At 71.2% G+C, this 22816-nt stretch carries 19 protein-coding genes; 13 read left to right on the top strand and 6 right to left on the bottom strand.

The annotated features are described in order from the left end of the window. Nucleotides 1–24: 24 nt before the first annotated feature. Nucleotides 25–2304, bottom strand: a complete 2280-nt coding sequence (locus ACFY0U_RS16930) for an FdhF/YdeP family oxidoreductase (RefSeq protein WP_388635917.1) — start codon at nt 2302–2304, stop codon at nt 25–27. Nucleotides 2305–2521: 217 nt separating this feature from the next. On the opposite strand from ACFY0U_RS16930, the gene polA reads away from it, so the two are divergent. Both polA and ACFY0U_RS16920 read left to right on the top strand, forming a co-directional pair. Further along, the gene (gene polA / locus ACFY0U_RS16925) at nt 2522–5248 is read left to right on the top strand and encodes a DNA polymerase I (RefSeq protein WP_388635915.1); all 2727 of its coding nucleotides are present in this window, start codon (nt 2522–2524) and stop codon (nt 5246–5248) included. Between the two features lie 250 nt (nt 5249–5498). Continuing rightward, complete coding sequence (locus ACFY0U_RS16920; RefSeq protein WP_388635913.1) at nt 5499–5867, top strand: hypothetical protein; 369 nt, start codon at nt 5499–5501, stop codon at nt 5865–5867. On the opposite strand, the gene ACFY0U_RS16915 is transcribed toward ACFY0U_RS16920, so the two are convergent. Then, on the bottom strand, nt 5800–6648 hold the full coding sequence (locus ACFY0U_RS16915; RefSeq protein WP_388635911.1) for a DUF4184 family protein: 849 nt from the start codon (nt 6646–6648) through the stop codon (nt 5800–5802). The genes ACFY0U_RS16920 and ACFY0U_RS16915 overlap by 68 nt on opposite strands. A 257-nt stretch (nt 6649–6905) precedes the next feature. Here ACFY0U_RS16915 and ACFY0U_RS16910 point away from each other — a divergent pair, with 257 nt between their 5' ends. The 3 genes from ACFY0U_RS16910 (at nt 6906) to ACFY0U_RS16900 (ending at nt 9909) form a co-directional block, all read left to right on the top strand. Further along, nucleotides 6906–8618, top strand: a complete 1713-nt coding sequence (locus ACFY0U_RS16910) for a lytic murein transglycosylase (RefSeq protein ID WP_388635909.1) — start codon at nt 6906–6908, stop codon at nt 8616–8618. Between the two features lie 145 nt (nt 8619–8763). Continuing rightward, nucleotides 8764–8898: an SPW_0924 family protein gene (locus ACFY0U_RS16905; protein WP_388635907.1), complete on the top strand. Its 135-nt coding sequence runs from the start codon at nt 8764–8766 to the stop codon at nt 8896–8898. 21 nt (nt 8899–8919) lie between these two features. Further along, entirely contained in the window at nt 8920–9909 is a 990-nt protein-coding gene (locus tag ACFY0U_RS16900) for a DUF3068 domain-containing protein (protein ID WP_388635905.1), read from the top strand. On the opposite strand, the gene hrpB is transcribed toward ACFY0U_RS16900, so the two are convergent. Both hrpB and ACFY0U_RS16890 read right to left on the bottom strand, forming a co-directional pair. Further along, on the bottom strand, nt 9899–12391 hold the full coding sequence (hrpB, locus tag ACFY0U_RS16895; protein ID WP_388635903.1) for an ATP-dependent helicase HrpB: 2493 nt from the start codon (nt 12389–12391) through the stop codon (nt 9899–9901). The genes ACFY0U_RS16900 and hrpB overlap by 11 nt on opposite strands. Nucleotides 12392–12445: 54 nt before the next feature. Then, entirely contained in the window at nt 12446–13348 is a 903-nt protein-coding gene (locus ACFY0U_RS16890; RefSeq protein ID WP_388635901.1) for a class I SAM-dependent methyltransferase, read from the bottom strand. Nucleotides 13349–13668: 320 nt separating this feature from the next. Here ACFY0U_RS16890 and rpsA point away from each other — a divergent pair, with 320 nt between their 5' ends. The 5 genes from rpsA (at nt 13669) to ACFY0U_RS16865 (ending at nt 19085) form a co-directional block, all read left to right on the top strand. Then, nucleotides 13669–15168, top strand: a complete 1500-nt coding sequence (rpsA, locus tag ACFY0U_RS16885; protein ID WP_361527023.1) for a 30S ribosomal protein S1 — start codon at nt 13669–13671, stop codon at nt 15166–15168. Nucleotides 15169–15338: 170 nt separating this feature from the next. Next, the gene (locus tag ACFY0U_RS16880; protein ID WP_388635898.1) at nt 15339–16925 is read left to right on the top strand and encodes a flavin monoamine oxidase family protein; all 1587 of its coding nucleotides are present in this window, start codon (nt 15339–15341) and stop codon (nt 16923–16925) included. A gap of 115 nt (nt 16926–17040) precedes the next feature. Further along, nucleotides 17041–17979 (top strand): PAC2 family protein, encoded by a 939-nt coding sequence (locus ACFY0U_RS16875; protein WP_388635896.1) that lies wholly within the window; start codon nt 17041–17043, stop codon nt 17977–17979. A 45-nt stretch (nt 17980–18024) separates the two neighbouring features. Beyond that, entirely contained in the window at nt 18025–18654 is a 630-nt protein-coding gene (gene coaE, locus ACFY0U_RS16870; protein WP_388635894.1) for a dephospho-CoA kinase, read from the top strand. Between the two features lie 50 nt (nt 18655–18704). Continuing rightward, a complete protein-coding gene (locus tag ACFY0U_RS16865) occupies nt 18705–19085 on the top strand; it encodes a tetratricopeptide repeat protein (protein ID WP_388635892.1) in 381 nt (126 codons plus the stop codon). A gap of 43 nt (nt 19086–19128) precedes the next feature. On the opposite strand, the gene ACFY0U_RS16860 is transcribed toward ACFY0U_RS16865, so the two are convergent. Beyond that, on the bottom strand, nt 19129–19389 hold the full coding sequence (locus ACFY0U_RS16860) for a DUF6343 family protein (RefSeq protein ID WP_388635890.1): 261 nt from the start codon (nt 19387–19389) through the stop codon (nt 19129–19131). A gap of 76 nt (nt 19390–19465) precedes the next feature. Between ACFY0U_RS16860 and ACFY0U_RS16855 the strand changes: the two genes are divergently transcribed. From ACFY0U_RS16855 to ACFY0U_RS16845, 3 genes are all read left to right on the top strand, one after another. Then, nucleotides 19466–20377 carry an acyltransferase domain-containing protein gene (locus ACFY0U_RS16855; RefSeq protein WP_388635888.1) on the top strand — a complete coding sequence of 304 codons (912 nt, stop codon included), beginning with the start codon at nt 19466–19468 and terminating at the stop codon, nt 20375–20377. 90 nt (nt 20378–20467) lie between these two features. Further along, the gene (locus ACFY0U_RS16850) at nt 20468–21148 is read left to right on the top strand and encodes a class I SAM-dependent methyltransferase (protein ID WP_388635886.1); all 681 of its coding nucleotides are present in this window, start codon (nt 20468–20470) and stop codon (nt 21146–21148) included. Nucleotides 21149–21262: 114 nt separating this feature from the next. Then, entirely contained in the window at nt 21263–21727 is a 465-nt protein-coding gene (locus tag ACFY0U_RS16845) for a DoxX family protein (protein WP_388635884.1), read from the top strand. A gap of 454 nt (nt 21728–22181) precedes the next feature. Here the strand turns inward: ACFY0U_RS16845 and ACFY0U_RS16840 are convergent, their stop codons facing one another. Beyond that, nucleotides 22182–22796, bottom strand: coding sequence for an RNA-binding S4 domain-containing protein (locus tag ACFY0U_RS16840; protein ID WP_388635882.1), 615 nt, complete (start codon nt 22794–22796; stop codon nt 22182–22184). Nucleotides 22797–22816: the final 20 nt, after the last annotated feature.

The following is a 22816-nucleotide window of genomic DNA, read 5'->3' as shown; positions in this document are numbered from 1 at the left end:
TCACTCGCTCGGCTGAGCAAACGCTCAGTCGGTCGCCGATTGTTCCAGACGGACGACGACGGACTTGCTGGCCGGGGTGTTGCTGGTGTCGGCGGTGGCGTCCAGCGGCACCAGGACATTGGTCTCGGGGTAGTACGCGGCCGCGCAGCCGCGTGCCGTCGGGTAGTGCACCACCCGGAAGCCGGGCGCCCGCCGCTCCACGCCGTCCTTCCACTCGCTCACGAGGTCGACGTACGAGCCGTCGGCGAGCTTCAGCTTCCGGGCGTCCTCGGGGTTGACCAGGACGACCCGGCGGCCGTTCCTGATGCCCCGGTAGCGGTCGTCGAGACCGTAGATCGTGGTGTTGTACTGGTCGTGCGAGCGCAGCGTCTGGAGCAGCAGCCGCCCCTCGGGCAGCGCGGGGAACTCCACGGGCGCGGCGGTGAAGTTGGCCTTGCCGGTGGCCGTCGGGAAGCGGCGCTCGTCGCGGGGCGCGTGGGGCAGGGCGAAGCCGCCCGGGTGGGCCACGCGCGCGTTGAAGTCGTCGAAGCCGGGGACCACGCGTGCGATGCGGTCGCGGACGGTGGCGTAGTCCTTCTCGAACTCCTCCCACGGGGTGCGGGACCCGGAGCCCAGCACGCGGCGGGCGAGGCGGCAGACGATGGCCGGCTCGGACAGCAGATGCCTGCTCGCGGGCTCCAGTCGGCCGCGGGAGGCGTGCACCATGCCCATGGAGTCCTCGACGGTCACGAACTGCTCGCCGCTGCCTTGGAGGTCGCGCTCGGTGCGGCCCAGGGTGGGCAGGATCAGGGCACGCGTGCCCGTGACCGCGTGCGAGCGGTTGAGCTTGGTCGACACGTGCACGGTCAGCCGCGCGCGCCGCATGGCCGCCTCGGTGACCTCGGTGTCGGGGGAGGCGGAGACGAAGTTGCCGCCCATGGCGAAGAAGACCTTGGCCTTGCCGTCGCGCAGCGCCTGGATGGCCCGTACGACGTCGTAGCCGTGCTCGCGCGGCGGCGCGAAGCCGAACTCCTTCTCCAGGGCGTCCAGGAAGGCGGGCGCGGGCCGCTCGAAGATGCCCATCGTGCGGTCGCCCTGCACGTTGGAGTGACCGCGGACCGGGCAGACGCCCGCGCCGGGGCGGCCGATGTTGCCGCGCAGGAGAAGGAAGTTGACGACCTCGCGGATGGTCGGCACGGAGTGCTTGTGCTGGGTGAGGCCCATGGCCCAGCAGACGATGGTGCGCTCGGAGGCGAGCACCATGGCCAGGGCCCGCTCGATCTCCTCGCGGGTGAGGCCGGTCGCGGTGAGCGTCTCGTCCCAGTCGGCGGCGCGGGCCTGGGCCGCGAACTCCTCGAAGCCGTGGGTGTGTTCGTCGACGAAGGCCTGGTCGACGGCGCCCTCCGTCTCCAGGATCAGCTTGTTGAGGAGGCGGAAGAGGGCCTGGTCGCCGCCGATGCGGATCTGGAGGAACAGATCGGTCAGGGCGGTGCCCTTGAGCATCCCCTGGGCGGTCTGGGGGTCCTTGAAGCGCTCCAGGCCCGCCTCGGGCAGCGGATTGACGCTGATGATCTTCGCGCCGTTGGCCTTGGCCCGGTCCAGGGCGGAGAGCATGCGGGGGTGGTTGGTGCCGGGGTTCTGGCCGGCGACGATGATCAGGTCGGCCTTGTAGAGGTCCTCCAGCAGGACGCTGCCCTTGCCGATGCCGATCGTCTCGTTCAGGGCCGAGCCGGAGGACTCGTGGCACATGTTGGAGCAGTCCGGCAGGTTGTTGGTGCCCAGCTCGCGCGCGAACAGCTGGTAGAGGAAGGCCGCCTCGTTGCTGGTACGGCCCGAGGTGTAGAAGAGGGCCTCGTCGGGGGAGGCGAGGGCGGCGATCTCCTCGGCGACGATGTCGAAGGCGCGCTCCCAGGTCACCGGTTCGTAGTGCGTGCCCCCTTCGGGAAGGTACATGGGGTGGGTGAGCCGCCCCTGCTGCCCCAGCCAGTAGCCGCTGCGCGTCGCGAGGTCGGCGACCGGGTGCGCGGCGAAGAACTCCGGGGTGACCCGGCGCAGGGTGGCCTCCTCGGCGACCGCCTTCGCGCCGTTCTCACAGAACTCCGCCTTGTGCCGGTGGTCCGGCTCCGGCCAGGCACACCCCGGGCAGTCGAAGCCGTCCTTCTGGTTCACGCGCAGGAGGGTCAGCGCGGTGCGCTTGACGCCCATCTGCTGCTGGGCGACCCGCAGCGTGTGCCCGATCGCGGGCAGCCCGGCCGCCGCGTGCTTCGGCTCGGCGACCTGCGGAGCGTCCTGAACCGGATCGCCCTTGGGCGGCTTGGTGGCCATCGCGCTCTCTCCTTCGCACACACCTGTGAGGTACCTCTCCGATCCTCGCACGGGGGAGTGACAACGGCGTTCGCCGGTCGAGCGGGGAGCCGGGCGGCGCCCGCCCGGTATGTGCCGTGGGTTTGCCCGGTCGCCGTGTGTGCTGTCGGCCCGCTCGGTGTGCGGCGTCGGTGGCGGGCGGGTCTGACTGTCAGTGGCTCGTGGCAGGATCGGGGTCGTGGCAGAGACAGCAGCGAAGCAGACCGACAACAGCCCCGGCGACACCCGCCCGCGCCTGATGCTCATGGACGGGCACTCGCTTGCCTACCGTGCGTTCTTCGCGCTGCCCGCGGAGAACTTCACGACCGCGACGGGCCAGCCGACGAACGCGATCTACGGCTTCGCCTCGATGCTGGCCAACACCCTGCGCGACGAGGAGCCCACGCACTTCGCGGTGGCCTTCGACGTGTCCCGCAAGACCTGGCGCTCCGAGGAGTTCACGGAGTACAAGGCGAACCGCTCCAAGACCCCGGACGAGTTCAAGGGCCAGGTCGAGCTGATCGGCGAGGTCCTGGACGCGATGCACGTCTCGCGGTTCGCGGTCGACGGCTTCGAGGCCGACGACGTGATCGCCACCCTCGCCACCCAGGCCGAGGCCGAGGGCTTCGACGTGCTGATCGTCACCGGTGACCGCGACTCCTTCCAGCTCGTCAGCGAGCACACCACCGTGCTCTACCCGACGAAGGGTGTCTCGGAGCTGACCCGGTTCACCCCGGAGAAGGTGTTCGAGAAGTACGGCCTCACCCCGGCCCAGTACCCGGACTTCGCGGCCCTGCGCGGCGACCCGTCCGACAACCTGCCGGGCATCCCCGGCGTCGGCGAGAAGACCGCCGCGAAGTGGATCAATCAGTTCGGTTCCTTCGCGGACCTCGTCGAGCGCGTCGAGGAGGTCAAGGGCAAGGCGGGCCAGAACCTCCGCGACCACCTGGAGGCGGTCAAGCTGAACCGCCGCCTGACGGAGATGGTCCGTACCGTCGAGCTGCCGAAGACGGTCGCCGACCTGGAGCGGGCGCCGTACGACCGCAAGAGTCTCGCGATGATCCTCGACACCCTGGAGATCCGGAACCCGTCGCTGCGCGAGCGGCTGCTCGCCGTCGACCCGGGCGCCGAGGAGGCCGAGCCGGCCCCGGCCGCGACGGCCGGCGTGGAGCTCGACGGCACCGTGCTCGGCACCGGAGAGCTGGCGGGCTGGCTCGCCGGGCACACCGGCGACACGCTCGGCGTCGCCACGGTCGACACCTGGGCGCTGGGCACCGGCTCGGTCGCCGAGATCGCCCTCGCGGCGCCCGGGGGAGTGGCCGCCTGGTTCGACCCCACCCAGCTCGACGAGGCCGACGAGACGGCGCTCGCCGCCTGGCTGGCCGACGCCGGCAAGCCCAAGGTCTTCCACAACGCCAAGGCCGCGATGAGGGTCTTCGCCGAGCACGGCTGGAGCATCGCCGGGGTCTCCATGGACACCGCGCTCGCCGCGTACCTCGTCAAGCCGGGCCGCCGCTCCTTCGACCTGGACGCCCTGTCCCTGGAGTACCTGCACCGGGAGCTGGCGCCCGCCGCCACGGCCGACGGCCAGCTCGCCTTCGGCGCGGACGACGGCGCCGAGGCAGAGGCCCTCATGGTCCAGGCCCAGGCCATCCTCGACCTGGGCGAGGCCTTCACCGAGCGTCTCGCCGAGGTCGGGGCCACGGACCTCCTGCGCGACATGGAGCTGCCCACCTCCACCCTGCTGGCCCGCCTGGAGCGGCATGGCATCGCCGCCGACCGGGCCCACCTGGAGGCCATGGAGCAGATGTTCGCCGGCGCCGTCCAGCAGGCCGTGAAGGAGGCCCACGCCGCCGCCGGACACGAGTTCAACCTGGGCTCGCCCAAGCAGCTCCAGGAAGTCCTCTTCGGCGAGCTGGGCCTGCCCAAGACGAAGAAGACCAAGACCGGCTACACCACCGACGCCGACGCTCTCGCCTGGCTGGCCACCCAGACGGACAACGAATTGCCGGTGATCATGCTCCGCCACCGCGAGCAGGCCAAGCTCCGCGTCACCGTCGAGGGCCTGATCAAGACGATCGCGGCGGACGGCCGCATCCACACCACGTTCAACCAGACCGTGGCGGCGACCGGCCGGCTCTCCTCCACCGACCCGAACCTCCAGAACATCCCGGTGCGCACCGACGAGGGCCGGGCGATCCGTCGCGGTTTCGTGGTCGGCGAGGGCTTCGAGTCCCTGATGACCGCGGACTACAGCCAGATCGAGCTGCGCGTGATGGCCCACCTGTCCGAGGACGAGGGCCTCATCGAGGCGTTCACCTCCGGCGAGGACCTGCACACCACGGTCGCCTCGCAGGTGTTCGCGGTCGAGCGCGCGGACGTCGACGCGGAGATGCGCCGCAAGATCAAGGCGATGTCGTACGGACTGGCGTACGGCCTGTCCGCCTTCGGCCTCTCCCAGCAGCTGAACATCGAGGCGGGCGAGGCACGTGCCCTGATGGACACGTACTTCGAGCGCTTCGGCGGGGTGCAGGACTATCTGCGCCGGGCCGTCGACGAGGCCCGGGCGACCGGCTACACGGCGACCCTCTTCGGCCGCCGCCGCTACCTCCCCGACCTCAACAGCGACAACCGCCAGCGCCGCGAGGCCGCCGAGCGCATGGCCCTCAACGCGCCCATCCAGGGCACGGCGGCCGACATCGTCAAGATCGCCATGCTCCAGGTCGACAAGGCCCTCCAGGAGGCCTCCCTCACCTCCCGCATGCTCCTCCAGGTCCACGACGAAATCGTCCTGGAGATCGCCCCGGGCGAGCGCGCCCAGGTCGAGGAACTGGTCCGCCGAGAAATGGCGAACGCCGTCCACCTGAGGGCCCCACTGGACGTCTCGGTGGGCGTGGGCCCGGACTGGGAGTCGGCAGCGCACTAGGAAGCAGGCGGGGCGGCAGCCCACCCAGGGGCGCGGGGAACTGCGCGACCAGCCCCCACACACCCGCACTCGCCCACGAACCCGCCCACCCCCCACCTGTTCGCGGCGGGGGTTGAAGGGGGCGCAGCCCCCTGGGGACGGGACGGGTAGGGGCGGCGGGGGCGAGAACAAGCCCCCCGCCCCACCCCCCGTCACCCACGTGGTCCCCGACAACACGCTCCCCATCCCCCCGGCCCGTAAAGATGCGGACATGGGTATACGCACGCTCCACCGCCACACGGCTCCGGCGCAGGCGACCACCGATGCGACCGCGTCCACCCCGCCGCCGTCGGTCCCGCCCTACGCGGCAACGGCCAGTACCGCCCGCATCCCGACCGACCTCGCGACAGCCCTGCGCAGAAGGGCCGCGGACCTGCGTCACCGGCTCACCCGCAGGGACTGGCGGCTCGCCGCCGACCAGGCCCGCAGCTATCTCGCACTGCTCCTCACCGCACTGCCCCGCGCCCGCCAGGTCCGGACCGTCACCGTGTTCATCGCGACCGCCGCCGCGGTCACCGACCGCCTCGACGGCTCAGCTCCCGACCGGGACCGGGCACCGGGACAGGACGCCACACCCTGACGCCCACGGCGTACACCAGCACGCCCAGCACGAGCCCGGCACCCACGCCGAAGCACAGCGTCGGGATCAGCTCCCACGGCTTCGCGGTGGACCCCCAGTAGTCCCACCACCGCGAGGCCCGCTGCACGCCCCCGACCAGCGCACAGCCACCGATGACGACAGCGGCCCACCATCGGTCCGCGCCGCTCAGCACCGGCACCCCCGGCGGCTCGGCGACAGCGCCTCGTGCCCGCCGCAGGGCGTACCCCAGGAACACCGCGATCACGACCGCGGCCACCGCCGAACTGCCGTACTGGAGGTACCAGTACAGCGGCGAACCCGCGATCGTCTCGCCGAGGACGGGGAACATCCGCATCCCCCAACGGTCGAAATGGGTGAACGCGTCCCACACGACATGCGTCAACGCACCCAGCGCCGCCGACACATACCAGCGCGCCACCAGCGACGGCCGGACACGCGCGCGTGGCGCCCCGCAGCGCAACAGGGCCGCCGGCCGTGCCTGCCGCCGGCGGGGCAGCAGCGCCACCAGTGGCTCACGGATCAGCAGCCACAACCCCACCAGCGCCCACGCGACGAGCACATCGACGGTGAAGACGCCCGCGAAGGAGTGGGTGAAGGACCCGAACTCCATCGCCTCGGACAGCGCACTCGCCGCGAAATAGGTCATGTCGGGCGCGAAGGAACCCGCCACCAACACCGCCGGCACCAGTGAGCCCCGGCCGGTTCCATCGGTGCGTAAAGCGGGCAGTACAGCGGCCGCGTGGCTCAGCGTGAACGGCAAGAAGGCCCCCCGGTTCGGTGTGGTCGGACCGGCCCAGTATGGCCAACTGGTGAAAACCGGGCACGAACGGGTGCCCGCGCAAAGCAAGTTGTCGTAGGGTCGCCTGGGTCGCCGCGCCGGGGAGCGCGGTCGAACAGAAGAACACGGCACTGAATGGCTCCACGAGGGCAACCCGCACCACGGGTCGATCGTCATCACCATGGCGAGCACGTCGAACGGAGACGGGCGCTCGGGCGTCCACGGGAGGGGTTCACTTTATGTCGGCGCAATTCGGCAGGAGGCTGCGCAAGGGAGCGGTGGCCACCACCGTCGCCGCGGCGGCTGTCGCGGCTCTCTCGGCGTCCCAGGCACCCGGCGTGACGGTCGACGACAGCGGCAGATCGACCGCGGCCGACGCCCAGCCCTCTCCCGACGCGACCGGCGACGACAGCGGCGCCACCGGCAACTCGCCGTACTACACGGACCTGCCGCCGCTCAACAGCCCGAGCCCCGCACCGACCGTCGGCACCCCCGCCGCCACCGGCCCGACCGAGGCCGGCATACCCGCGACCGTCCTGGACGCCTACAAGCAGGCCGCGGCCTCGCTCCAGGAGTCCAAGCCCGGCTGCAACCTGCCCTGGGAACTCCTGGCCGCCATCGGCAAGGTGGAGTCCGGCCAGGCCCGCGGCGGCCGGGTCGACGCGGACGGCAACACCATCGGCAGGATCCTCGGCCCCAAGCTGAACGGCGTCGGCTTCGCGCACATCAGCGACACCGACGGCGGCGCGTACGACGGCGACAGCGTCTACGACCGGGCCGTGGGCCCCATGCAGTTCATCCCCTCCACCTGGGAGTGGGCCGGCCGCGACGGCAACGACGACGGCAAGAAGGACCCCAACAACATCTACGACGCCGCGCTCGCCGCCGGCCACTACCTGTGCCGCTTCGGCTGGGACCTGTCCACCCAGTCCGACCTCAACAGCGCGATCCTCAGCTACAACCACTCGCAGGACTACCTGAACACGGTCCTGTCGTGGCTGGAGTACTACCGCAAGGGCACCCACGAGATCCCCGACGGCACCGGCAGCATCCCCGGCAACCGCAGCGACGACGACAGCGGCGCGAACCCCTCACCGTCGCCCACGGACCCGCCGACGCCGAGCACACCCGGCACGCCGAGCACGCCCGGTACCCCGAGCACCCCGCCGACGCCCGGCACTCCGTCGACACCCGGCACGCCGACCCCGACGCCCACCCCCACCGACACGGTGGACCACCTGGAGGACGCGGGCACCGCCAAGCTCACCGCGCAGGCCGGCGACACCTTCACCAAGCGGATCAGCACCCGCGCCGAGACCTCGGCCGGCAAGGCCGTCGGCAAGGTCCGGGTCCGCTTCACGATCGTCGGCGACACCGACACCACGTTCACGGGCGGCGAGAGCGTGGCCACGGTGGTCACCAACAGCTCCGGCGTGGCCGTCGCACCCATCCTCAAGGCGGGCGAGAAGACGGGCGAGTTCACCGTCCGCGCCACCGTCGTGGGCCGCGCGATCGCCGGTCTCGACTACAAGGCGAGCGTCACCGAGCGCGTCGCCGACACACTGGCCCGCACCAGCGAGACCGCGCTGACCTGCACCCCGGGCGGCGAGTTCGCCGAGCAGGTCGAGGTCAAGGCGACCTACGACGGCGCCGTCGCGGACGGAGTCGCCGCCACCGCCACCCTGATCACCTCGGCGGAGGATGCGACCGAGAACACCAAGGGCCCCTACTTCAAGGACGCGGACGGCAAGACCGTACGCACCCTCACGGGCCTGGAGACGGACGCCGACGGCCTGCTCAAGCTGCCGAAGTTGTACGCGGACGACACCACCGGCACGTTCCTGCTCCGCATCAACACCTCCGGCGGCGCGACCCTGACCGTCGAACTGACGGTGGCCGCGGCACCCGAGCCGACAGAGTCCGCGAGCCCGTCGGCGAGCCCGAGCGCGTAGCAGCACATTCCTTTCGTACGACCATGGCGGCGCCCCTCGTGAGGAGGGGCGCCGTCGTCGTGTGCAACGTGTTCTCATCTCGCCCACCCGTTGCTACGGTGCCGAACCTGACGACCTATCAGTTCCAGTCCGTCGGGAGGCCCGCATGCGTGCTCTGATCGCCGCCGCGATCGGCCTGGGAGTCGCGCTCGCCCTGGTCCTGACGATCACCGCGATGGGGTCGCCGACCGGCAAGACGTCCCCGAAGCCGCTGCTGACGACGGTGCCGTCACACCCGTAACCGCCCGGGAGGGAGGCCGAGATGCGCCGCAAGGCCAGCCTGATCCTGCTCGCCCTCGCCGTGTTCTTCGCGGCACTGTCCCCGCTGCTGCGCTGGTACGCCTTCCCGCGCCTGGCCAAGGTCCCGGCCGGCCAGTACCAGGACATGGTCCTGGAGGCGAAGAACGCCACCCTCATGAACAACTCGATGCAGGTCGAGAAGGTCTCCAAGGTCACCATCGTGCAGACCCTCAAAGGCAACGTCGAGGCCTCCGAGAAGATCGAGAAGACGCTCGGCCGGGACGTCGTCGTCTGGGACGGCCTGTCCTACGCCCAGGGCCCCGACGGCCGGCAGGTCGCCTACATCCCCGAGCGGTACATCTTCGACGCCCACACCCAGGAACCGATCCACGCCACGGGCGAGATGGTCGACGGCGACCCGGTGAAGCGGGAGGGCCTCGAATTCAAGTGGCCCTTCCTGACGGAGAAGCGGGACTACGAGTACTTCGACGCCCAGACCCGCACCTCGTCCCCCATCCACTACAAGGGCACCCAGGACTTCCGCGGCCTGGAGGTCTACTACTTCGAGCAGACCATCCCCTGGACCCAGGTGAAGTGGCCCAAGAAGCTCCCCATCGCGGGCGTCACCCCCGAGCAGCTCGCCAAGACCGGCACGACCCGCTGGTACACCACGGTCCGCAAGTTCTGGGTCGAACCCGTCACCGGCGCCCCCGTCTACGGCGAGGAGATCCACAAGGAGGAACTCCGCGGTGGCACCCTCCTCGGCGACCGCGACAAGGTGACGGCGTTCGCCGGCCACGTGAAGATGCGCGAGGACTACATCGAGCACACCGTCGACCTGGTCAAGTCCAACCGCACCCTGGTGCTCCTGATGACCTCGTACCTCCCCTGGGGCTTCGCCACCCTGGGCGTGCTCCTGCTGGCCCTCTCGCTGTACCTGGAGGCCCGCAGCCGCCGCCCCGACGAACCGGAACCCGCCACCGACGCCGAACCCGAACCGGTCACCGCCTGAGCCGCGCGTTCGTATACCGCGTGGGCTCGGCGGCCGCCGGGTCCTCGGGCCACGGATGCTTCGGATAGCGGCCCCGCAGCTCCGCCCGCACACCCTTGTAGCCGTCCTTCCAGAAGGACGCGAGATCGGCGGTCACGGCGGCCGGGCGCCCGGCGGGGGAGAGCAGATGGACGAGCAGCGGGACGCCGGCGACCGCGGGTGACTCGTGCAGCCCGAACATCTCCTGCAACTTCACCGCGAGGACCGGCTGTTCGGGGTTCGCGTAGTCGATCCGGATTCTGGACCCACTCGGCACGGTGATCCGCTCGGGCGCGAGTTCGTCGAGCCGCCCGGCGTCCCCCGAGGCCCAGGGCAGCAGCCGGTTCAGCGCCGCCCCGGCGTCGATCCGCGCCAGATCGGCCCGCCGCCGGGCACGACCGAGCTCCGGCTCCAACCACTCGTCCACGCGCGCGTGGAGCGCTTCGTCGCAGACGTCCGGCCACGGCTCCCCGAGGTGCAGCCGCAGAAAGGCCAGCCGCTGCCGCAGTACGTCGGCGTCGGGCGACCAGCGCAACAGACGGAACCCTTCCTGCCGTAGCCCCTCAAGAAGCGCGTCGCGTACGAGAACGGGGTCGGGGTTCTTGAGTGCGCGCACCGTCAGCTCGACGGCCCCCAGCCGCTCCACACGCCGGGCCACGACGTCCCCGTCGGACCAGTGGACCTCGTCCCGCTCGTCGAGCAGCGCCCCGGCGGCCCGCCGCGCGGTCTCCTCGTCGACGACCGCACCGAGCTGCACACGCGCGTGCCCCTTCCCCACAGGACGGTCCGCGACGGCGACGGCGATCCAGGGCGCCCCACGCAGCCCGGTGGCGTCACGGACCTCGGCGCGGGTTCCGGACGCCATGAGGTAGGAACCGCCGTCGGCCTTGGCGACCCGTTCGGGGAAGGCCAGGGCGGCGACGAGACCGGCGAGGGCATCCTCCGTGAGAGCGGGCGCGTGAGTCGGCTCGTCGGCGAGGGCTTGCAGTCGCCGTACCTCCGCCCGCCAGCGCCTCGCATAGGCGTCGCCCCCACGCCGGGCCGTCCGCACGGCGGCCGCCAGATCGTCGCCGTACTCCCGCGGCGGCTCCTCGCTGAGCAGCGCGACCACCTCGGCCACCTCCCGTGAGGGGCCCGCGTCCAGCAAGGCCCGCCCGAGCCGGGGGTGCAGCCCGAGCCGGGCCAGCCGTGCTCCCCGCTCGGTGGCCCGCCCGGCGGGGTCCACCGCGCCGATCGCCGTCAGGACGCTCCGCGCGGCAGCCATCGCCCCGCTCGGCGGCGGATCCAGCAAGGCCAGCCCGGAGGCGTCCGGATCGCCCCAGCAGGCCGTCTGGAGGGCGAACGGCGTCAGGTCGGCCACCTTGATCTCCGGCGCCGGGAAAGACGGCAGACGGACGTCCTCCGCCTCCGTCCAGCAGCGGTACGCCACACCCGGCGCCTCCCGCCCGGCCCGCCCCAGCCGCTGATTCCCCACCGCGCGGGAGGCCCGTACCGTCGTCAGCGCGCTCAACCCGCGCGCGTGGTCCACCCGAGGCTCCCGCGTCAGCCCCGAGTCGACGACGATCCGCACTCCGGGCACCGTCAACGACGACTCGGCCACCGAGGTCGCCAGCACCACCCGGCGCCGCTCGCCGGGCGCCAGCACCGCGTCCTGCACCGAGGCGGGCGCCCGCCCGTGCACCTGGAGCACGTCCACGTCGCCGAGACCGCCCAGCTGCCCGGCGACCCGCGCGATCTCGCCCACGCCCGGCAGGAAGCACAGCACGTCCCCCTCCCGCTCGGCCAGCGCCCGTCGCACCACCGACGCCACATGCGTCAGCAGCGCGGGATCGACCCACATGCCGTGCGAGGGCCGCACCGGACGGGCCGGAGGAGCCCAGACCACGCCGACCCCGTACGCCCGCCCCCGCGCCTCGACCACCGGCGCCCCGCCCAGCAGCCGAGCCCAGCCCTCCGCGTCGGTCGTCGCCGACGCGGCCACCAGCCGCAGCTCCGGCCGCAGCGCCTGCCGTACGTCCCACAGGAAGGCCGCCGTCGTGTCCGCGTCCAGATGCCGCTCATGGCACTCGTCCAGGACCACCACGTCCACGCCCGCGAGCTCCTGGTCCCGCTGGAGCCGCTGCAACAGCACGCCGGTCGTCACGACCTCCACACGCGCGTGCCGCCCGACGACCCGCTCCCCGCGCACGGTGTAGCCGACGCTCTCGCCGACCTTCTCGCCCAGCAGCCACGCCATCCGCCGGGCCGCCGCGCGGGCCGCGATCCGCCGCGGCTCGGCCACGACGACCCGCCGCGCGGGAGCGTCACCGCCCAGCAGCCCGGCCAGCGCCAGCGGTACGAGGGTGGTCTTGCCGCTGCCGGTCGGCGCGACCAGGACTGCGGTGCCGTGCGCGTCCAGGGCGTCGGCGAGCGCGGGCAGGGCGGCGCGTACGGGAAGGGCGTCCAGAGCCTCGTAACGGATCACGCGTCCTAGTGTCGTACGACCGCGAGAACGCCCCTACGCGCGCGTGCTCCCGTGTCAGTCCCGCTCGCACACGAAGATCGCCGACCCCGGGATCAGATTCCCGCGCAGCGGCGACCAGCCGCCCCATTCCGAGGTGTTCCAGGCAGGCCACTCCGGCTCGACCAGGTCCACCAGGCGGAAGCCCGCGGCGACGATGTCCCGTACGCGGTCGCCGACGGTCCGGTGGTGCTCGACGTACACCGCGCGGCCCTCCTCGTCCTGCTCGACGTACGGCGTGCGGTCGAAGTACGAGGCGGAGACGGACAGCCCCTCCGGGCCCGGCTCGTCCGGGAACGCCCAGCGGATCGGGTGGGTGACCGAGAAGACGAAACGTCCGCCCGGCCGCAGCACCCGGCGCACCTCCGACAGGACCAGCACCGGGTCCGCCACGAACGGCAGCGCCCCGTACGCCGAACACGCCAGGTCGAAGGAGGCCTCCGCGAACGGCAGCGCACCGGCGTCCGCGCAGATCAGGGGAAACGATCCGCCGATGCGCAGCGCGTGCTGGAGCTGGCGGTGGGAGAGGTCCAGGGCGACCGGGCGGGCCCCCTGCTCGGCCAGCCAGCGCGAGCACTGGGCCGCGCCGGCGCCGATCTCCAGGACGTCCTTGCCCTTGAGCTCCTCCAGCGGGCCGAGCAGCTCGGCCTCCACCTCGTCCAGGCCCTCGGGACCCCACACGAAGCGGTCGTCGCCGAGGAACGTGCCGTGCTCGACCTGGTACTCGTCCGCGTTGCGGTCCCACCAGCCCCGGTTGGCCCGGGAGCTCTCCGTGACATCGGCGTCACGCCGGGTGGCCTCCGGCTCGAAGTCCGATGTCTCGACGTCCGATGTGACGTTCGGCTCGGATGCTGCGGGCTCTTGGATGATCGGCTCCCTCGTCGTACTCTTCCCTCCAATCCGTCCCCTCGGGGGTGTCACGGAGGAGGTGTCTCGGGGCCTGGATGGCCTCCAGAGACAGTTCTTGTGCCGGGTATGCGGCGATCCGCCCCGGGTGTGCGCCTTCGCGCATTGACCCTGTCCGGCTGCCCCCGTATGCTACAAGTTGCGCTGCGGGCCTGCGCACCTCAGACGTAGCAGGCTGCGCTCGCATCTGTCGTATGTCCCTCGGTTTTCGAGGCGCCATCGGGCTTTTCGCCTGGTCCGGCGCTTCCCTGGCTGTCTGGCTTCTTCAGAGCGACACGGGCTCCCGGCGTAGCAGTACCTACGACTTTCTGTCCGTAACCGGAGCCCTTTCCCACATGACGAGCAGCACCGAGACCACCGCCACCACCCCGCAGGTTGCGGTCAACGACATCGGTAACGAGGAAGCCTTCCTCGCCGCGATCGACGAGACGATCAAGTACTTCAACGACGGCGACATCGTCGACGGCGTCATCGTGAAGGTCGACCGGGACGAGGTCCTGCTCGACATCGGTTACAAGACCGAAGGCGTTATCCCGAGCCGCGAGCTCTCCATCAAGCACGACGTCGACCCCAACGAGGTCGTCGCCGTGGGCGATGAGATCGAGGCCCTGGTCCTCCAGAAGGAGGACAAGGAAGGCCGTCTCATCCTGTCCAAGAAGCGCGCTCAGTACGAGCGTGCCTGGGGCACGATCGAGAAGATCAAGGAAGAGGACGGGATCGTCACCGGTACCGTCATCGAGGTCGTCAAGGGTGGTCTCATCCTCGACATCGGCCTCCGTGGCTTCCTCCCGGCCTCCCTGGTCGAGATGCGCCGTGTCCGCGACCTCCAGCCCTACGTGGGCAAGGAGCTCGAGGCGAAGATCATCGAGCTGGACAAGAACCGCAACAACGTGGTCCTGTCCCGCCGTGCCTGGCTGGAGCAGACCCAGTCCGAGGTCCGCCAGACGTTCCTCACGACCCTCCAGAAGGGTCAGGTCCGTTCCGGTGTGGTCTCCTCGATCGTCAACTTCGGTGCCTTCGTGGACCTGGGTGGCGTCGACGGTCTGGTCCACGTCTCCGAGCTGTCCTGGAAGCACATCGACCACCCGTCCGAGGTTGTCGAGGTCGGCCAGGAAGTCACCGTCGAGGTCCTCGACGTCGACATGGACCGCGAGCGTGTCTCCCTGTCGCTGAAGGCGACCCAGGAAGACCCGTGGCAGCAGTTCGCCCGCACCCACCAGATCGGCCAGGTCGTGCCCGGCAAGGTCACGAAGCTGGTTCCGTTCGGTGCGTTCGTCCGCGTGGACGAGGGCATCGAGGGTCTGGTCCACATCTCCGAGCTGGCCGAGCGCCACGTGGAGATCCCGGAGCAGGTCGTCCAGGTCAACGACGAGATCTTCGTCAAGGTCATCGACATCGACCTCGAGCGTCGTCGCATCAGCCTCTCGCTGAAGCAGGCCAACGAGTCCTTCGGTGCCGACCCGGCCTCGGTCGAGTTCGACCCGACCCTGTACGGCATGGCCGCGTCCTACGACGACCAGGGCAACTACATCTACCCCGAGGGCTTCGACCCCGAGACCAACGACTGGCTCGAGGGCTTCGAGTCCCAGCGTGAGGTGTGGGAGAACCAGTACGCCGAGGCGCAGTCCCGCTTCGAGCAGCACCAGCAGCAGGTCATCAAGTCCCGCGAGGCCGACGCCGCTGCCGCGGCCGAGGGCGGCGACGCTGCCGGTGCGGCTCCGGCCGCGGGCGGTGGCGGTTCGTACTCCTCCGAGGGTGCGGACACCTCCGGTGCGCTGGCGTCGGACGAGGCGCTCGCCGCGCTTCGCGAGAAGCTGGCCGGCGGCCAGAGCTGAACGCTCACTGAGCAGTAGCTCGTAACTGAGGGCCCGCACCTTTCGAGGTGCGGGCCCTCAGCTGTGTGTTCGCGCAGAAACGTGTGGGATACACGAGTCACCCCTGAGTCGTAACGGGCCATTGGGACGCTTCCCCGGTCATTCAAGATCGGAAAAGGGGAGCCGAACTCATGGCACAGACTCAGAGCCGACGCGCGTTCCTGCGCAACGTGGGCCTCACCGGCGGCGCGGGCACGATGTTCGCCACCATGGGAGCCCTCGGGCTCGCGCCCACCGCCCAGGCCGCCGAGCAGCCCTTCCGGGCGCTCCGCGCGGGCGACTTCACGCTCACCGGACGTTCCGCCGCCAAGGTCGTCATCGTCGGGGGCGGCATCGCCGGGCTGGCCGCCGCGTACGAACTCGGGAAGGCGGGCTACGACTGTACGGTCCTGGAGGCCAGGGACCGCACCGGCGGACGCAACCTCACCGTGCGCGGCGGGGACACCACGACCGACCTGTACGGCAACACACAGACCGCCCGTTTCGCCGACGGGCACTACATGAACGCGGGGCCCGCCCGGATCCCGCAATGGATGGTCACCCTCGACTACTGCCGTGAACTCGGCGTGCCCATCGAGGTGTTCACCAACGTCAACGCCGACGCGTACCTGTACAACGAGTCGGCCGGGATGACGAAGCCGATGCGGCACCGGACCGCGAAGGCCGATGTCTACGGCTATGTCTCGGAGTTGCTCGCCAAGGCCACCGACAAGGGTGCCCTGGACAAGGAGTTGACGGCCGCGGACCAGGAGCGGCTCGTCGAGTTCCTGAAGGACTGGGGCGAACTCGGCGACAAGCTGACGTACGAGGGCGGGGAGCGGCGCGGCTACACGACCGTACCGGCCGCCGCGGGGACGCCCGGTGTGCTGCTCGGGGATGTGCCGACCGCCTCCGAGGTCTTCGCGAGCGGCGTCGGACGCTACTTCTCCTTCGAGTTCGGCTTCGACCAGGCCATGCTGATGTTCCAGCCCGTAGGCGGCATGGACCGGATACCGAAGGCGCTCACGCGTGCGATCGGCGCCCACCGGGTACGTACTGGGGCAGCGGTCTCGAAAATCACCGACACCGGCAGCGGTGTCTCCGTCACCTACACCCAGGGCGGTCGTACCAAGGCCGTCGACGCCGACTACTGCGTGGCCGCGCTCCCGCCCAACATCCTCGCCAAGATCCCGCACAACCTCGGCTCCGGCGTGCAGTCCGCGCTGGAGGCCATCACCCCGTCCTCCGCGGCCAAGATCGGCCTGGAGTACCGGTCCCGCTGGTGGGAACTGGACCACCACATCTACGGCGGCATCACCGAGACCGACCAGGACATCACCCACATCTGGCATCCCTCGTACGGCTTCCACGGCGAGCGGGGCATTGTCATCGGCTACTACAACTACGGCGACGACGCCGACACGTACGCGAAGCTCAGCCCCAGGCAGCGCGAGGCACGGGCGGTGGCGGCCGGCGTGAAGATCTACGGCGAGAAGTACCGCACCGAGCTCGCCTCCTCCTTCTCCCACCACTGGCGGCAGACGCCGCACCTGGAGGCCGCCTGGCACGACACCCCGGGCGGTCCTGACGACGTCCGCTACCGGCCGCTGAACGATCCGGCCGGGCGCGTCTGGTTCGCCGGTGACTGGCTGAGCTACACCGACGCCTGGCAGCACGGTGCGTTCACGTCCGCCCGGAAGGCCGTGACGGCCCTCCACGCGCGTGTGCTGGCCTCGTGACGCAGTGGAGCAGGACATGAGAACGCAGTAAGACGTGGCTGATCAGGGGCGTGGGCGGGAATGCCCACGTCCCGGGGGGCGTTGTGCAGTACGAACACGAGGAGGAGCGGTCACTGTGCTTGATCCGCAGGGTTTGTACGCATGGGAGCCGAAGGGCCTGGCTGTCGTCGACATGGCGCTCGCCCAGGAGTCGGCCGGCCTTGTCATGCTCTACCACTTCGACGGATACATCGACGCGGGCGAGACCGGCGACCAGATCGTCGACCGGCTGCTGGACTCGCTGCCCCACCAGGTCGTCGCCCGGTTCGACCACGACCGGCTCGTGGACTACCGCGCCCGCCGCCCGCTGCTGACGTTCAAGCGCGACCGGTGGACGGAGTACGAGGAGCCCACCATCGACGTGCGGCTCGTCCAGGACGCCACCGGGGCGCCCTTCCTGCTGCTGTCCGGACCCGAGCCGGACGTGGAGTGGGAGCGCTTCGCCGCGGCCGTCCAGCAGATCGTGGAGCGGCTCGGCGTGCGCCTGTCCGTGAACTTCCACGGCATCCCGATGGGCGTCCCGCACACCCGCCCCGTCGGCCTCACCCCGCACGGCAACCGCAACGACCTCGTCCCGGGCCACCGCAGCCCCTTCGACGAGGCACAGGTCCCCGGCAGCGCCGAGGCGCTCGTCGAGTACCGCCTCATGGAGGCCGGCCATGACGTCCTGGGCGTCGCCGCGCACGTGCCGCACTACATCGCCCGCTCCCCGTACCCGGACGCGGCGCTGACCGTCCTGGAGGCCATCACGGCCGCGACCGGGCTCGTCCTGCCGGGCATCGCACACGCCCTGCGCACGGACGCCCACCGCACCCAGACCGAGATCGACCGCCAGATCCAGGAGGGCGACGAGGATCTCGTCGCGCTCGTCCAGGGCCTTGAGCACCAGTACGACGCGGCGGCGGGCGCCGAGACACGGGGCAACATGCTCGCCGAGCCCATCGACATTCCGTCGGCGGACGAGATCGGGCTGGAGTTCGAGAAGTTCCTGGCGGAGCGGGAAGGCGACGGCTGACCTCCGCCGGACGCGCTGTCAGTGGCAGGCCCTAAGCTTCCGGTCATGCTGAAGGTGGGCCTGACCGGCGGTATCGGCGCCGGCAAGAGCGAGGTGTCGCGGCTGCTCGTCGAGCACGGGGCCGTGCTGATCGACGCGGACCGTATCGCGCGCGAGGTCGTCGCGCCGGGTACGCCGGGACTGGCCGCGGTCGTCGAGGCCTTCGGCCGGGACGTGCTCGCCGAAGACGGCGGGCTGGACCGGCCGAAGCTGGGCTCGATCGTGTTCGCCGACCCCGACCGGCTCGCCGTACTGAACTCGATCGTGCACCCGCTGGTCGGCGCCCGCTCCCGCGAGCTGGAGGCGGCCGCCGCCGCGGACGCGGTCGTGATCCACGACGTCCCGCTCCTCGCCGAGAACGCCCTCGCCCCGCTGTACGACCTCGTGGTCGTCGTCGACGCCGGCCCCGAGACCCAGCTCGACCGGCTCGTGCGGTTGCGCGGCATGACCGAGGAGGACGCACGCGCGCGTATGGCCGCCCAGGCGACGCGCGAGAAGCGCCTGGAGATCGCGGACATCGTCATCGACAACGACGTACCCCTGGACGACCTGCGGCGACGCGTGACGGAGGTATGGGCCGATCTCGTACGAAGAGCCCGCTCCCCGCACGACCCGGCCCAGCCGTCTCAGGAATAGCAGGCCTCTGTCCGGGCGTTGAACCCTTCCAGTAAGGGAAGGACTCTGCCGTGCCCCAGACCAGCGGTTCGACCGGACGTACTCCGGAGACGCATGTCATCGACTTCCGTGCCGCCGAGCAACTGCTCGCCGCACGGGATCCGCAGGGCGCGGTGAAGCTGCTCGACCAGGTCATCGCCGCGCACCCCGAGAACACCGCCGCCCGCCTGCTGCGCGCGCGTGCCTTCTTCGCGGCCGCGCAACTGCGTCCCGCGGAGCTGGAGTTCACGATCGTCCTGGAGCGCGAGCCGGACAACGCGTTCGCGCACTTCGCGCTCGCCCGCACCTACGAGCGGCAGGCGCGCCCCGACCAGGCCAAGCGCCACTTCCGGCTGGCCGCGGCACTGGACCCGAACCCGGAGTATGTGAAGGCGGCCCGGTTCGAGTCGTGAGCGCCGGCCGGCGACAGGCGGTCGGCCAGCGGCAAGCGGTCGGCTAGCGGCTTTCCGGCGGCCGGTACGGCGGGATGTCCGGGCCCGGCTGGTAGTGCGGGCCCTGGCGGATGTGCCGGAGGATCAGCGTCAGGTCCACGGTGATCACCAGCCACAGCACCCCGCAGGCGATGGCCCAGCCGGGGCGTCCCGCGAGGGCGAACGCCGCCGTGCCGAAGACCGCCCACGCCAGCCCCCACACGCTCAGCCACAAGCGCGTGCGCAGCGCACTGCGCGCGGTCGTCGGCTCACTGCCCGTACGCATCGCGATCACCACTCCTTCTTGAAACGTACTCTTCGGTGCGACGTTCACCAAAGGCTCCGACCAGGGGGAGGGCCACGTGCTTCCGGATACCGACGAGCTGGCCGAGGTGCTTCTTGACCTCGCGGTACCCCACGAGGACATCGACGAACTGATCGCACTGCGCCGGACGCTGACGGCGGACGCCGGGGCGATGCGGCTCCTGGAGGAGTGCGCCGAGGAACTGGTGCGCGACATCGGGAAGATCGTCGAATACGGCGACGGGTTGCAGCTGGGCGAACGGGTCGCCGAGGCACCGGCGGCGCTGCGCCGCTTCTTCGCCGCGTACGTGTTCGTCGCGGTGCTGCCGCACACGCGCGCGTACCACCAAGCCCGCGGTATCCCCGCGGACGTCTCCCGGCGCACCCTCACCGACCTCGGGCGGAACCTGGCCGTCCACCGCCGCCGGCACGGCAGGGGAGGGGTGCAGTCCCCGCAGTGGCTGCTGCTCCATTTCCGCGGCGAGCTGTACCAGCTGGGGCGGCTTCAGTTCCAGCGCGCGACCGTCTGGACGGGCGCCGTGTCGGCGCTCGCGACGGCCGGGTACGACGGGGCCCCGGGCACGCCCTGTCTCGACATCCACATCCCCGAGTTCCTCGGTCCGCTGACCCCGGCGGCCTGCGACCGGTCCCTGGCGCTCGCCCGGGAGTTCTTCGCCCTGCACCATCCCGAGGAGCCGTATCGGGCGGCGATGTGCCATTCCTGGCTGCTCGACCCGCAGTTGAAGGGATATCTGAACGCCGACTCCAACATCGTCCGGTTCCAGGAGCGGTTCCGGATCGCCCGCCGGGGCGGTGAGCCGGCCGACACGGAACCGGTCCAGTTCGTGTTCGGTGACCCGGGGCTGGCGGTGGCGGGGCTGCCGCGGCGGACGTCGCTGGAGCGGGCGGTGGGGGACCATCTGCGGGCGGGTGGGCACTGGTACATGGGGCGCGGCTGGTTTCCGTTGTGACGGAGGTCTGCTGTCGCTCGGATGGGTGAATCCGTGCGAGGGGGGAACGGCCGTGCGGAGGTGGGCCGTTGGACGGGCATGGAGCTGAGAATGCGTGAGGGGTACGAGGGGACCGGACCCGGTGCGATCACTCCCGACGGCTGCGCGGTGGAGCTGTACGCACGGCTGCCGGTGGGGGACGAGCCGGACATCATCGCCGCGGCCGTGCCGGCGGGGGCGCACATCCTGGAGCTTGGCTGCGGTGTGGGGCGGATGACCCATCCGCTCCTGGAGCGGGGCTTCACGGTGACCGCGGTGGACGAGTCCCCGCAGATGCTGGAGCGCGTCCGCGGGGCACGCACGATATGCGGCCCGGTCGAAGGGCTCGATCTGGGCGAGACGTTCGACGTGGTGATGCTCGCGTCGTTCCTGGTGCACGCCGGGGACGTCGAGGTGCGGCGGGGGATGCTGCGCGCCTGTGCCCGGCATGTCGGTGAGGGCGGGTGCGTGCTGATCCAGCGGGAGGGCGCGGACTACCACACCAACCTGCCGCGTGAGCGGGTCGACCCCAGTGGCTTCACCGTCCGGACGGTGTCGGCGGAACCGGTCGGGGAGGGGGTGAACTCGGTGCGGGCGGAGTACGAGTTCCCGGACGCGGTGTGGACCCAGACGTTCCTGGCGCGGCCGTTGACGAAGGAGCGGTTCGAGGAGGCGTTGGGGGAGGCGGGTCTCGGGGTGGACAAGTATCTGACGGAGGACGGGACATGGGTGAGGGCGGTTCCTTCGGGTTAGGGCAGGGGGTGGCCACAGGTGCTGGAATCGGGCAGCGGGCGGCGATGAGTTTTCGTGTGGGCGGCGGTCTGTCTCTCTGACAGCAGCACGGACCGCTTCCCACAGGAGACCCTGATGTCCGAGACCACCCTCCCCGTCACCGCCGCCGCGTCCGCCCAGTCCGGCACCGTCGTCGCCGAGTCCGCGACCGCGCGCGGGCGCCGTGCCCGGATCGCGCTGCGCGCCCTCCAGGTGGTGCTCGCCCTGTTCTACGCCGTCGCGAGCGCGCTGCCCAAGCTGATCGCGCACCCCTCGGCCTCCGAGGGCTTCGCCGAGATGGGCTGGGGCGATACCGGGATGTACGCCATCGGCGTGCTCGAACTGGCCGGTGCCGTCGCCCTGTTGCTCCCGCTGTTGCAGTCGGTGGCCGCGGTGGCGCTGAGCGCGCTGATGGTGGGCGCGTTCGTCGTCCAGGTCTCCGTCTTCGACGGGGAGAACGCCGCGACACCTCTCATCCTGATCGTGCCGCTGGCCCTCATCGCGTGGGCCCGGCGGGACCAGAACGCGCGACTGCTGGGGCTGCTGCGCCGAGGCGCCTGACCTCCGCCGCGAGGTCGGGTGGCAACACCGACGCGCAGGGCGGTGGCGTCCGGAGAGCCTGAGGGCTTGCTCCGGACGCCGTCGCCGTGTGCGTCGGTGGGGTGCGGGGCCTTGAGTGGCCTTTGCGGGCGGGCAGGTCGGGACGCGGCGCTCGGGTGCTGGTCGGGGAGGATTACGGGGTCGGTCCGGTGGGCGTTGCCCGGCGCGGTGACCCTCACGTCGGCCTCGGCATCAGGACTCAGCTGACGGTCTCAGCCCTGGCTCCGGAGCAGTCCCGGTCCGGTCCCGTTCTCGCCCCCCGGCTCCGGAGGCAGTCCCGGTCCGGTCCCGTTCTCGCCCCCGGCATTGGTGGCGCGGCATGGCCCGTGCCCTGTCCGTGCTCGCTTCCGGTGTCGGCGGTGCTGGCCCGGCGCGGCTCGGCCCGTCCGATCCGGGTGGTGCGCGGTGTGGGTGGTCAGTGGCCTCCGGGGCGCCCGCCGGATCCTCGCAGGCGTTCCATCTCGCGGCGGTCCCGCTTGGTGGGGCGGCCTGTACCGCGGTCGCGGATACCGGCGGGGGCGACGGCCTCGCGGGGCGGGGGCGGGGGGCTGTTGTCGACGTAGCACTGGACGGCGACCGGGGCGCCGACCCGCTTGCGGATGAGGCGCTTGACGACGACGATCCGCTCGCGGCCCTCGTGCACCAGGCGTACCTCGTCGCCGACGCGGAGGGAGTGGGCGGGCTTGACCCGGTCGCCGTTCACTCGTACGTGGCCGCCCTTGCAGGCGGTGGCGCCGGCGGAGCGGGTCTTGACCAGGCGTACCGACCAGATCCAGCTGTCGATGCGGACGGTCTCGCCGTTCTGCGGACCGGCGGCCTCGGCGGCGGCCACAGCGGCGGCGACCTTCGGGTCGACGTGAGGGGCCACGGCTGCGCCCGCGGTCGCGTCCGCGCCCTCGCCGGAGGAGACCTCGGCGTCGACCGCGCGGCCACCAGGCACCTCGGTCGCCGTCTCCGTCACGGCGGTCCGAGCCCGGCGGTTCGTGTCCGCAGCCTCACCCACACCGTCATCAGCACGTTCAGCAGCCATGCCCCGACGATAGTCGCCGC

It is taken from the genome of Streptomyces sp. NPDC001536 (assembly GCF_042894505.1).
Lineage (GTDB): Bacteria > Actinomycetota > Actinomycetes > Streptomycetales > Streptomycetaceae > Streptomyces.
The sequence above is the reverse complement of the archived record's forward strand: the minus strand, read 5'-3'. Positions and strand labels throughout refer to the sequence as shown.